The organism is Paramicrobacterium fandaimingii, from assembly GCF_011751745.2.
GTDB classification, from domain to species: Bacteria; Actinomycetota; Actinomycetes; order Actinomycetales; family Microbacteriaceae; genus Paramicrobacterium; species Paramicrobacterium fandaimingii.
In genome coordinates, this window is sequence record NZ_CP061170.1 from 2,561,885 (window position 1) to 2,574,125 (window position 12,241).

Annotated in this window: 10 protein-coding genes; 8 read left to right on the forward strand and 2 right to left on the reverse strand. The window is 63.9% G+C overall.

Going from position 1 to position 12,241, the window contains the following annotated elements; translation table 11 throughout:
• Position 1: 1 nt before the first annotated feature.
• The 8 genes from HCR84_RS12375 (at position 2) to HCR84_RS12410 (ending at position 8,625) form a co-directional block, all read left to right on the forward strand.
• Positions 2 to 760 (forward strand): flagellar biosynthetic protein FliR, encoded by a 759-nt coding sequence (locus tag HCR84_RS12375; protein WP_166980586.1) that lies wholly within the window; start codon positions 2 to 4, stop codon positions 758 to 760.
• Positions 760 to 1,851, forward strand: coding sequence for an EscU/YscU/HrcU family type III secretion system export apparatus switch protein (locus HCR84_RS12380; protein WP_166980584.1), 1,092 nt, complete (start codon positions 760 to 762; stop codon positions 1,849 to 1,851). The genes HCR84_RS12375 and HCR84_RS12380 overlap by 1 nt, the downstream gene beginning before the upstream one ends.
• A complete protein-coding gene (locus HCR84_RS12385; protein WP_166980582.1) occupies positions 1,848 to 3,887 on the forward strand; it encodes a flagellar biosynthesis protein FlhA in 2,040 nt (679 codons plus the stop codon). The genes HCR84_RS12380 and HCR84_RS12385 overlap by 4 nt, the downstream gene beginning before the upstream one ends.
• Positions 3,862 to 4,824, forward strand: coding sequence for a hypothetical protein (locus HCR84_RS12390; RefSeq protein ID WP_166980580.1), 963 nt, complete (start codon positions 3,862 to 3,864; stop codon positions 4,822 to 4,824). Before HCR84_RS12385 ends, HCR84_RS12390 begins: the two co-directional genes overlap by 26 nt.
• Positions 4,825 to 4,828: 4 nt before the next feature.
• Positions 4,829 to 5,074 (forward strand): carbon storage regulator CsrA, encoded by a 246-nt coding sequence (gene csrA / locus HCR84_RS12395; protein WP_166980578.1) that lies wholly within the window; start codon positions 4,829 to 4,831, stop codon positions 5,072 to 5,074.
• A gap of 87 nt (positions 5,075 to 5,161) precedes the next feature.
• Positions 5,162 to 6,481 (forward strand): non-hydrolyzing UDP-N-acetylglucosamine 2-epimerase, encoded by a 1,320-nt coding sequence (gene wecB, locus HCR84_RS12400; RefSeq protein ID WP_166980576.1) that lies wholly within the window; start codon positions 5,162 to 5,164, stop codon positions 6,479 to 6,481.
• Positions 6,462 to 7,826: a glycosyltransferase gene (locus HCR84_RS12405; RefSeq protein WP_166980574.1), complete on the forward strand. Its 1,365-nt coding sequence runs from the start codon at positions 6,462 to 6,464 to the stop codon at positions 7,824 to 7,826. Before wecB ends, HCR84_RS12405 begins: the two co-directional genes overlap by 20 nt.
• Positions 7,827 to 7,905: 79 nt before the next feature.
• On the forward strand, positions 7,906 to 8,625 hold the full coding sequence (locus tag HCR84_RS12410) for a hypothetical protein (RefSeq protein ID WP_166980572.1): 720 nt from the start codon (positions 7,906 to 7,908) through the stop codon (positions 8,623 to 8,625).
• Positions 8,626 to 8,856: 231 nt separating this feature from the next.
• Here HCR84_RS12410 and HCR84_RS12415 read toward each other — a convergent pair whose 3' ends face one another.
• Entirely contained in the window at positions 8,857 to 10,056 is a 1,200-nt protein-coding gene (locus tag HCR84_RS12415) for an acetate/propionate family kinase (RefSeq protein WP_166980570.1), read from the reverse strand.
• Positions 10,053 to 12,158, reverse strand: coding sequence for a phosphate acetyltransferase (pta, locus tag HCR84_RS12420; protein WP_166980569.1), 2,106 nt, complete (start codon positions 12,156 to 12,158; stop codon positions 10,053 to 10,055). The genes HCR84_RS12415 and pta overlap by 4 nt, the downstream gene beginning before the upstream one ends.
• Positions 12,159 to 12,241: the final 83 nt, after the last annotated feature.

The following is a 12,241-nucleotide window of genomic DNA, read 5'->3' on the forward strand; positions in this document are numbered from 1 at the left end:
CGTGACTCTGGCGCTCAACCTGGGCTGGCTCGAAGCGACGATGCTTGCCGCCGTGCGCATCACCGCATTTCTCATGATCGCTCCCCCGTTCTCGTATGGCGCCATCCCCGCGCGCGTCAAGGCGATGCTCGGCGTCGGGCTCTCCCTCGCCGTCGGCGCCTCCGTCTCGGTCGGCTATGAGCCGCTGGGCACGGGACAGTTCTTCGGAACGCTCGTTCTGCAGCTCGTGACGGGCGCCCTCCTCGGCTTTCTCGTTCTCGTGTGCTTTTCAGCCGTGCAGGCGGCGGGAAACCTCCTCGACGTGTTCGGCGGGTTCCAGCTTGCACAGGCCTTCGACCCGCAGGCGATGATCAACGGCGCCCAGTTCACCAGGCTCTTTCAGATGACCGCGCTCGCCCTGCTCTTCGCATCTGGCGGCTACCAGCTCATCTTCGCCGGCCTGATCGGCAGCTTTCGTGCGATCCCCCTCGATGGAATCTTCGCCATCAGCCAGCCGGCCGACATGATCGTCGCCGCCGTCGGCCAGATGTTCCTCTCGGCCGTGCAGATCGCCGGCCCGCTCGTGATCGTGCTCTTTCTCGCCGACGCGGGCCTCGGCCTCATCACCCGCGTCGCTCCCGCGCTCAACGCGTTCGCAATGGGCTTTCCGCTCAAGATCATCATCACGCTCATGCTCGTGGGAACGGTGTACCTCGTTCTCCCCGGCGTCGTGAACGCCCTGACAGAGGACGCTCTGAACATGATGGCGGGGGTGAGATAGTGGCGAAGGACGACAGCGGTGAACGCTCCGAGAAAGCAACAGACAAGCACCTCCGCGATGCACGGCAGAAGGGGCAGCTCTCGCGAAGCCAAGACCTCACTGCCTGGGTCGGCATCGCTGCCGCCGCCGTCATGATGCCCGTCGCCATTGCCGCCGGCGCCTCGGCAGGCACAGAGCAGATGGTCACCGTCGCCACCATTGCGAGCAACCCCGACCCGGGCGAGGCCCTCGCCGCCCTCGGCAACGGCTTCGCCATGATTCCGGATGTTCTCGGCCCGATGTTCGTCGTCGTCGCCGTCGCCGTGCTCATCGCCGCCGTCACGCAGGGCGGCGTTCACCTGAAGAAGATGACGGGACGCTTCGAGCAGTTCAACATCGTCAGCGGCGTGAAGCGCGTTTTCGGCGTTCGCGCACTGTGGGAAGGCGCAAAGGCGATCCTCAAGACAGCGGCCATCGGCGGCGCGCTGTGGATCGTCGTCTCCGGACTGATGCCCGTTCTCATGTCGAGCGGATCCCACTCGGTGAGCCAGCTGCTTGAAGCGGCCGCAGGCGGCACGGCGGGGATGCTGCAGGCAGCCGTCGCCGTCGGTGTCGGCCTCGCGATCATCGACCTCTTTGTCGTCATGCGACGCAACCGCAAGCACACACGCATGACCAAGCGCGAGCTGAAAGACGACAACAAGAACTCAGACGGCGACCCGCTCATTCGGCAGCAGCGGCGGTCGCGTCAACTCGCGATGAGCCGTAACCGCATGATCGCCGCCGTCACAGACGCCGACGTCGTTGTTGTGAACCCCACCCACGTTGCCGTCGCCCTCAAGTACGAGCCGGGCAAGTCTGCCCCGCGCGTCGTCGCAAAGGGCGCGGGGATCATCGCCACGCGCATTCGAGAAAAAGCAGACAAAGTCGGCGTTCCCATGGTGCAAGACATTCCGCTCGCACGCGCCATCCATGCAGCGTGCCAGCTCGGCCAAGAGATTCCCGCCGACCTGTACAACGCCGTCGCCCAGATTCTGGTCTTCGTCATGGCCCTCAAGAAACGCGGCTCAACCCGCGGCATCCATTCGCTTCCCCAAAGGAGGACAGCATGAGCGGCACTCTGAGCAAACTCGCCGTACCCGTTGGCGTCGTCGGCATCATCATGCTGCTCGTCGTTCCCATTCCCACGTTTCTGCTCGACATGCTGATCATCACGAACATCCTCTTCGCTCTCGTGATTCTGCTCACGACGATGTTCGTCAAGAAGCCGCTCGACTTCTCGGTATTTCCGTCTCTGCTTCTCGTGGCGACGCTCTTTCGACTCGGCCTCAACGTCGCCTCCACCCGGCTCGTGCTCGGCGAGGCCTACGCCGGCCAGGTGATCGAGGCGTTCGGAACGATCGCCGTTGGGGGCTCGCTCATCATCGGCGCCGTCGTCTTTCTCATTCTCGTCGTCATTCAGTTCGTCGTCGTCACGAAGGGCGCCGAGCGCGTCGCGGAGGTCGGCGCGCGGTTCACCCTCGATGCCATGCCCGGCAAGCAGATGGCCATCGACGCCGACCTGAACGCCGGGCTCATCACCGATGCCGAGGCCCGCAAACGTCGCGCAGATGTCGCTGCCGAGGCCGACTTCTACGGCGCGATGGACGGCGCGTCGAAGTTCGTCAAGGGCGATGCCATCGCCGGCATCGTGATCATCATCATCAACATCATCGGCGGCATCGCCATCGGCATGGTGCAGCACGGAATGACCATTGAGGATGCCGTCAGCACGTACAGCCTTCTGACCATCGGCGACGGGCTCGTCACGCAGATTCCGGCTCTGCTCATGGCGGTCTCCACCGGCATGATCGTGACGCGATCAAACGCCGAGTCCGAGATGGGAAGCGAGGCGTCTGCTCAGCTGATGCAGTCGCGCGGCGCCCTCACGATCGCCGGCTCCGCTGCCATCGTCATGGCCCTCATTCCGGGAATGCCCAAGATTCCGTTCGTCGCGATCGGCGCTCTGCTGCTTCTCGCCGGGCAGCGCATCAAGGCGCGCGAGAAGCGCGCGCAGACTGAGGTGGCAGAAACCGAGACGCCGCAGGCGACCGATCCGACGGAAGAGCTGATGGAGAGGATGCGCGTGCACGCTCTCGAGATCATGCTCGCTCCGAACCTCGTCGATCTTGTCTCGGGTGGCCCAGACGATCTTCTCGCCCGCGTCAAGGCACTCCGCCGCAAGATCGCTCTCGAGAACGGCTTCGTCGTGCCTCCCGTGCGCACCCGCGACAGCATCGAGCTGCCGCCCTCGACGTACTCAATCCGCATTGCGGGAGTCGAAGCCGGGCGCGGCATCGCCCCGCCTGGCTCCGTGCTCGCCCTCGGTGACGAACTCGACGCCCTGCCTGGCCGCACCGTTGTCGACCCGGTTTTCGGGCTCGACGGAAAATGGATTCCCCTCGAAATGCGGCACAGCGCCGAGCTGACCGGGGCGACGGTGATCGACCGCGCAAGCGTGCTCGTGACGCACCTGTCGAGCATCGTGCAGGCGAACGCCGCGCGCCTTCTCACCCGCGAAGACGTCCGCCAGCTCACAGACGGGCTCAAACACCTCACGCCGTCAGCCGTCGACGAGCTCACGCCTGCGCTGCTGTCCCTCGCCGAGGTGCAGCGCGTTCTGCAGAAACTGCTGGCCGAGCGCATTCCGATCAACGACCTCGCGCGCATCTACGAGGCTCTGTCCCTTCGTGCGAAGGTGTCGACGGACCCCGAGGGTCTCGTCGAGGCCGCACGCGTCGCCTTGGGCCCGGCGATCTCCGCCCGCTTCGCCGAAAATGGCCGCCTTCGCGTGCTCATGGTCGATCCGCTCCTCGAGCAGGCCATGCTCGAGGGTCTGCGGTCGACAGATGACGGCCCGCAAATCGTTCTCGACCCCGATCGTCTCGAGTCGGTGATCGGGTCGGTGAAGCATCTCGTCGCCGCCGCGGACACGTCTCTGGGAGAGCTCGTCCTCGTGTGCGCACCGTCGCTACGACCCGCGCTGCGCAAGCTCGTATCCTCGCAGACCGATGGGCTCCCTGTGCTCTCCTACTCGGAGGCAACCGTCTCCGGCCTCGCAATCGATACCGTTGGAGTGGTGCGTGACAACCAAACGCTTTCAGCTTGACGGCACCTCGATCGACGAGCTGCGCGCGAGAATCCGCCGTGAACACGGCGACAGGGCGCGAATCATCTCACTCGAGAAGGTCACCGTCGGCGGCATCGCCGGCTTTCTCACGCGGCACAAATACGAAGCCACAGTCGACGTCCCTTTCGACGGTGACGGTGACGTTGACGCGCCGATTCGCCCGGGCAAACAAGGCATCGAGATGCTGATCGCCGACGCGGAAGAGGCCGAGCAGACGCTCGGCTACAGTGTCGCGACAAGCGGCACGAGCTTCGATTCGATCATGCAGAGTCTGCAGGCGCAGATCCGCACGACGCCGCGCGAGGAGGTACCGGAACCTTCTCCGGCCGTGCGCCCCCTTCAGCTGTCGGCGGTGCCGACGCCACGCGCTCTTCCCGCCGCACACCACGAGGCCGCGGCCCCAGAACCCGAGATCGAGCCGCTGTCGTCAGCGGGCGATCTCGTCGTGTTCATCGGCCTCGGGACGCTCGCGCTCGACGCCGCGCGCGAGGCGCGCGGGCTACTCGCTGCGGCCGGGGACAGCATGCCCCGCGGCATCCGTCCGGTGACCGATCGCCGTGCCGCCTACCTCGCTCGCGCGGACGCTGTCGAAGAGAATGTCCCGGTCAATCTGGCATGGCGCCTGAGCAGCGCCCTCGCGGTGAGCAGCGAGCTCGACGAACTCGCCCGCCTTCAGCCCGACCAGACGTGGATCGTCGTCGATGCCCGGCACAAAGCAGACGACACCGAACGCTGGGCGCAGCTGGTGTCTCAGTCGATTCGCGTTGACGCAATGCTCGTCATTGCGGAGAATCTGACGGCAACGCCCGCGACGGTGACGCAGCTCGGCATTCCCCGCGGGCACATTCCCCCGGCTCGCAGCCGGGAACGGACCGAGTCAGCGGGCACAGTCGCATCGGCAGAGACGATAGGCTGAACCAATGCTGGTGTTGACGAGACGAATCGGCGAGCGCGTACTGATCGGCGACGACGTCGAGCTCACCGTTCTCGATGTCAAGGGCGACACCGTGCGCATCGGCGTTCAGGCTCCCCGCGAAACGCGCATTCAGCGGGCAGAGCTTGTCGAGGCCGTGGGGAAAGAGAACGTCGAGGCTGCTGCGGCGCAGTCCGATGCCGGTGCCGAAAACGCCCTGAAGCGCGCGCTCGCACGCCGCACGCCATCATGAGTTGAAAGACTCAAGATTGGCGCAAGGACATGCGAGCATTCACCCATGTCCCCCATTTGGCCCACACGGTGTTCGTATGCTGAGGTCATGTCCCCTACCTCGGAGATCACCGACCCGAAAGTTCTCATCGTCGTTGGCACTCGTCCAGAGGCGATCAAAATGGTGCCCGTCATTTTGGCGTTTGCGCAGAGCTCGCGCATCACTCCCATCGTCATCTCAACCGGTCAACACGCGGAACTCGTGCGGCGGGTGCTTCGCCCGTTCGGGCTCGCCCCAGACATCGAACTCAATGCCACGCGTCCCGGCATGTCTCTGAACAATCTTTTCTCGTCTGTCATGTCGTCACTTGAGAACTACGTGGCGACGAACTTCGGCGAACCTCCAGCGGATTCCGCAGCGGCGGCATCGTCCGGGTACCCCGTGACGACATTCGTGCACGGCGATACGTCAAGTGCGGCAGCTGCGGCATTAGCGTCCTTCCACCTTCGGATCCCCGTCGTGCACGTTGAGGCGGGACTGCGCACATCTGACACACTCTCGCCATTCCCCGAAGAGTTGAACCGCCAGTTGATCTCGCGGATCGCAGCCTTTCACGCTGCTCCAACCCACAAGAACCGAGAGAATCTGATTCACGAGGGCGTGGAACTGTCACGCATTCTCGTCACGGGAAACACCGCGATCGATGCGCTCCAGCTGGCCGTTGAGCTCGACCAGCCCTTTGACGTGCCCGAGCTCGCGGTTCTCGACACCATGAGCCCGAATTCGCGCATCATCGTCGTGACGGCACACAGACGAGAAAACTGGGGCCCCGGAATCGAGCGCATCAGCAAGGCTGTCTCACGACTGGCCATCGCATACCCTCACGACCGGTTCGTTGTTCCTCTTCACCCGAACCCGGCAGTATCGTCTGTCTTTCGCACAATGCTCGAGCAGCACGAGAATGTGCTTCTCGTACCGTCGCTTGATTACCTTCCCTTTGCACGCCTCCTCAAACGCGCACACATCATCCTGACGGATTCCGGAGGAGTTCAGGAAGAGGCCCCGGCGTTAGGCACTCCTGTGCTCGTTCTTCGCGACACAACGGAGAGAAGCGAGGGTGTCAAGGCCGGCACTGTGGAACTCGTTGGCACGACAGTCGATCGAATCGTCGCGCGGACGTCCATGCTTCTCGAGGACGACATTCTTTACCGTCGCCGCGCAACCCAGGGAAACCCCTATGGCGATGGGCACGCTGCCCAGCGCATCGTGCAAGCCTGTGAATTCATAGCCTTCGGAACCGAGGAACCGGAGCAGTTCGGAACGATCTTCGACCGGTCGGCAGTGTTGCGCGCTGGCGGCTATGGAGCCGCCTCTGTCGTGGCCGCGCAGCCTGAGATGGAGTCTCTCGATGACGTTGCATTTGGCTGACGCCCCCGATCTCAACCTGTTCACTGGCTTGCCGCTGTACGTGCAGATCTTCTATTGGGTCGTGCTCACGATCACCCTGAGCTCCGGCCTGTCGGTTGTGGTACTCATCGTCAACGCGCGACGCTACGGCATGGCTCACGACGATACTCACTCGTCGAACGATGTTGAGAGCGACTTCTTGTGGATCTTCATGGTGCCGGCGCTGAATGAGGAGGTCACGATCGCCGACAGTGTGACGCGTCTGCGACGTACTCACGTGCGTCATCGCATGATTCTGGTGATCAATGACGGATCCGATGACCGCACGGGGGAGGTGCTCGACTCCCTCGCTGGACCCGATCTCACCGTGCTCACTCGGGTCGCTCCCCATGCCAGGCGCGGCAAGGCTGCCGCCCTCAACAACGCATTCAGCTACGTGCGCGACGTGCTGCTCCCCTCGTCCGAATACGCACAGTGGAGCGCTGATCGAGTGATCCTCGGAATCGTCGATGCCGACGGTCGGCTGTCCCCGAACGCGTGCCAGAAGCTTGGTCCCTCCTTTGAGAACCCCAGCGTCGGCGGCGCTCAGTGCCTCGTGAGGATCTACAACAGAGGCCATCTCCTCACGTGGGCGCAGGACATCGAGTTTCGATCGTTTGGATACGTCTTTCAGGCAGGACGAGCCCACTGGGGAACGGCAAACATGGGAGGCAATGGGCAGTTCAACCGATTCTCCGCGCTGGCGGAGGTCAGCGACGGTGACGGCCCGTGGCGTGACCGTCTCACGGAAGACCAAGATCTCGGAGTTCGCCTGGTCCAGCAAGGCTGGCAGGGTGTTCAGGTCAATGAGGCGACGATCGAACAGCAGGGGCTGCGGAGCATCCGCCGCCTGTACCGCCAACGTACGCGGTGGGCTCAGGGAGCATGGCAGGCTCTCGGGCTTGTGCCCTCGGTGGGTCGCTCCCGCGTCACTGTTCTCGCACGCGTGGACTGCCTCTTTTACCTCTTGACACCCGCCCTGCAGCTCACAACCGGCATTGGATTCGTGAGCGCAGTGCTTCTGGCCACGATGTCTGACGTGGCGCTGTTGCCAGGCAACCTTCTCGTCGCGCTCATCTTCGTCAGCGTCGGTTTCGGCCCAGGAATCGCTACTCTCCTCATGAGCGGGCGCGGACCGAAGAACATTCTGTACGCGGCAATCGCCGTTCTGCCGTACACGGTCTATTCGTGGCTGATCTTCCCTGTTCTGGTTCAGAGCGTCATTCGTCAACTCAGCGGGCGAACCGCGTGGGCGAAAACGGCACGCGAGGCCATTGAAGCCCCGCACGCAGAGCATGCCTCGGTGGCGACAAGCGAGTTTTCCTGAGCCCGGAATCACGTACCCCCAGTACGCGTGGCATTTTCGGTTGCAGAGCGGTTCTGCGGCGTATTCCTGAATATCTTTGATGAGGACGTCGTTTGCGAGATCTGACTCGCGACGTCGTACGCATGGGGGAATCATCGACGGCACGTCGCGACGCGTCAGCAGTGTCCTGAGCAGGGTGCTGCTGACTCTCGGTGCCCTCGCGGGAGCAATCGCTCTCGCGGCGGCACCGGCCTCGTCGGCGAACGCCATGGCCTCTGACCAGACGATCACAGCCGGCGACCACATCACCCTCACGACGGTCGCCGACACGCACGCTCTGCGCTCTCTGGCACCGGGCGTCTCCGTCGCCTGGCAAGTCGGGGTGTCCGTTGACAGCCCCAGCGCAGACGAAGCCGACATCGCTCTCTCGTCACACGGCGATCTCGACCTCGATATGTCGATTCGAGCATGCACGATCAAATGGGTCGACGACACCTGCCCCGGAGACGAAGCGCGCGTTGCCGACGTCACGAAGCTGACAGGCGATCAGAAGAACATCGAGCTTCTGTCGATGCCGACAGACGAGCAGCGGTGGCTCCTCTTCACCGTGACGTCACCGGGCGACGCACACGGGTCCACGACAGCCGACATTCAGGTCACCGCCAACGGCGAAACCATCGTTGGCAGCGCCGAGGCGTCGACGCCGCCGAAGACGGGCCCCGATGTGTGGCCCGCTCTCGGCTTCGCGATCTGCGCGATCGTACTCGGGCTGCTGATCGCGGGCATTGCCGTGCGCTCCCAGAAGCGCTCGAGTGCCTGAATCTGCTCATGATTCGGGCGTACTCTGAAGCCATGGTCGCAACACCCGAGAGCAGAGACAGCGTGCTTGGCCGCATCGCTGACCAGATTCTTCACAACAACCCGTCTGGCAGGCGACGTGTCGCCGTTGAGGGCGTGACAGCGACCGAGGCATCCAGCTTCGCCGACGACCTGGCGCAGATGCTCCGATGCCGCGATCAGTCGGTGGTTCGGCGCTCGGTAGCAGCGAGCCTCAGATCGCCGAGAGAGTTTGCCGCGCGATCTCGAGCTCTTCGTTCGTGGGCACGACGAGAACAGTGACGGCCGAGTCATCGGCAGAGATCACCCGGATGCCGCGTGAGCGCTGCTCATTGCGAGCAGCATCCACCCGAATTCCGAAGTTCTCAAGCCCCGCGAGCGTCTCCGCACGCACCTGAGCACTGTTCTCACCGATACCCGCTGTGAACACGATGGTGTCAACCCGGCCGAGCTGAAAGACGTAACCGCCGAGGTACTGCTTGAGCCTGTGCACGTACACGTCGAGTGCCGCACGCGCCTTCTCGTTTCCGGTGTTCGCCTGCTCGGTGAGATCGCGCATGTCCTTCAGCCCCGACAGGCCGTAGATTCCGCTCTTGGAGTTGAACAGCTCGTCGAGCTCGGCAACGCCCATGTCGGCACGACGATGCAGGTGGAACACGACTGCTGGGTCGATGTCGCCCGTGCGCGTTCCCATCACCAGGCCCTCAAGCGGGGTCAGACCCATCGACGTGTCAACAGACCGCCCGCCGCGCACCGCCGTCATCGAGGCGCCGTTGCCGAGGTGAAGAACAATCTGGTTGAGGCTCGCGTTGTCGCGGCCGAGAAACCGTGCAGCCTCCTCAGAGACGAACTTGTGACTCGTGCCGTGAAAGCCGTACTTGCGCACACGGTAACGCTCCGCCGTTGCGGCATCGAGTGCGTAGGTGTACGCCTCGGGAGGCAGCGTCTGGTGAAACGCCGTATCGAAGACGGCGACGTGCGGAACATCGCCGAATGCTTCTTGCGCCGCGGTGATTCCCTCGACGTTCGCCGGGTTATGCAGCGGCGCCAGCTCGGAGAGATCTTGAATGTTGATGGTCACCAGGTTCGTAACGACTGTGGGTTCGAAGAAGCGTGCTCCCCCGTGCACGACGCGGTGGCCGACGGCAACAGGCGGATGCTCCGTCAGCGACGGCCCGTGTTCGGCAAACGCATCGAGCATCGCCTGAAATCCGGCAGTGTGGTCGTGAATCTGCGTTATCTGCTCGTGCGACGTGGCGGTGCCGTCGTCGCCCATGACCTCGTGCACGATGCGGGACTCGTCCGCCCCAATGCGCTCCACCAGCCCGCGAGCGAGCGTCGCCTCGGCATCCATCTCGATCAGCTGGTACTTGAACGACGACGAGCCCGAGTTGATGACGAGCACCGCGGTCATGAGGACGCCGCCTGAATCGCGGTGATCGCGACAGTGTTGACGATGTCTTGCACGAGCGCTCCTCGAGAGAGATCGTTGATGGGTTTGTTGAGGCCCTGCAGCACCGGGCCGATCGCCACGGCGCCTGCCGAACGCTGCACCGCCTTATACGTATTGTTGCCGGTGTTGAGGTCGGGGAAGATGAACACTGTCGCGCGCCCGGCAACGTCGGACTGCGGCAGCTTCGTTGCCGCAACCGCTGCGTCGGCGGCGGCATCGTATTGAATCGGCCCCTCAACGAGAATCTCGGGCATGCGCTCGCGCACGAGAGCCGTCGCCTGACGCACCTTGTCGACGTCGGCGCCCGTGCCGGACTCCCCCGTCGAATACGAGAGCATGGCGACGCGGGGGTCGATGCCGAAGCGCTCGGCCGTCACCGTCGACGAGATGGCGATGTCGCAGAGCTGGTCGGCCGTGGGGTCGGGAATGACGGCGCAGTCCCCATAGACGAGAACGCGGTCTTCGAGAGCCATGAGAAACACGCTCGACACAACCGAGGTGCCCGGCTTCGTCTTGATGATCTCGAAGCCGGGACGGATGGTGTGCGCGGTTGTGTGCGCGGCCCCCGAGACCATGCCGTCAGCGAGCCCCATGTGCACCATCATCGTGCCGAAGTACGAGACGTCGGTGACGACCTCGCGCGCCTGCTCAAGCGTGATGCCCTTGTGCTCACGGAGGCGGTGGTACTCCTGCGCAAACTTCATACTGAGCACGGGGTCATGCGGTGAGAGCACGTCGGCGCCCGAGATGTCGAGGCCCAGCTCGATCGACCGCGACATCACCTCGAACTTCTCGCCGAGAATCGTCAGCTGCGCAACCTCACGCGCAAGAAGCGTGTGCGCAGCCCGAAGCACACGATCTTCGTCGCCCTCGGGCAAGACGATGTGGCGAGGCCGGCGCCGCGCCTGGTCGAGCAGGCTGAACTCGAACATCAGCGGCGTCACAACATCGGTCTTCGCGACGTCGAGCATGCTCACGAGCGCCTCTTTGTCGACGTGCTTCTCGAAGAGCGAGAGCGCCGAGTCGAACTTGCGCTGCGACTCGGCCGCGAGTCGGCCGCGCGTGTGGGTGATGCGCATGACCGTGTCATACGTTCCCCACTCCGTTGCGATGATCGGCAGCTTCACCGTGAGCCCCTCGATGAGCTTGTTTATCGACTCGGGCAGCTCGAAGCCGCCGTTGAGCACGACTCCCGAGATCGAGGGGAACGCGGCAGACTGCTGCGACAGCAGCACGGCAAGCAGCGTCTCAGTGCGGTCGCCAGCGACGACGACGACGGCGCCCTCAGTGAGCCGAGGCAGCACGTTCTCCATGCTCATTCCCGCGATCACGACGCCGAGCGCCTCGCGGGTGAGCAGCTCTTCTTCCCCCTTGATGAGCGTGCCAGCGACAGCATCCTTGATGAGGCCGATCGTCGGGGCGACGAGATACGGCTCCTCGGGGATCGCCCACACCGGGGCACCGGCCGTGACCTCTCCGATGGCGCGGGTGATCTCATCGAGGTGGTCGGGGTCCGCGCGGTTGGCGACGATGGCGAGCAGAGAAGCGAACGCATCGTTCAGCTCAACAAGGGCGAGGTCGGCGATCTGGCGCATCTCGCTTGCCGTGCGCCCCTCGGCCAGGCCGAGACGTTCGCCGTGCCCCTGTCCCTCACGGCCGCCGAGCACAAGCAGAACGGGGGCACCAAGGTTGGCGGCGATGCGCGCGTTGTAGCCGAGCTCGGTTGGGCTTCCGACGTCGGTGAAGTCGCTTCCCACGATCACGACGGCGTCGCATTTCTCTTCGACGGCCTTATAGCGGCTCACGATCGTCGAGAGAGCCGCCTCGGGGTCGGCGTGCACATCGTCGTAGGTGACGCCGATGCACTCGTCGTAGCTGAGGTCGACGCCGTCGTGGCCGAGCAGCAGCTCGAGAACGTAGTCTCGCTTGTCGATGGAACGCGCGATCGGGCGAAAGACTCCGACCCGCTTCACCTGGTGCGTCAGGGTGTCGAGAGCTCCCAGCGCAACAGTCGACTTGCCCGAATATCCTTCGGCCGACGTGATGTAGATCGAACGAGACACCCTCACCCCTCACGTACGCGTGGTCTCCCTTAAACGTACACGCTTCTACCGACTGTAGAAATGCGTAAAGCAAGGCGGATGCT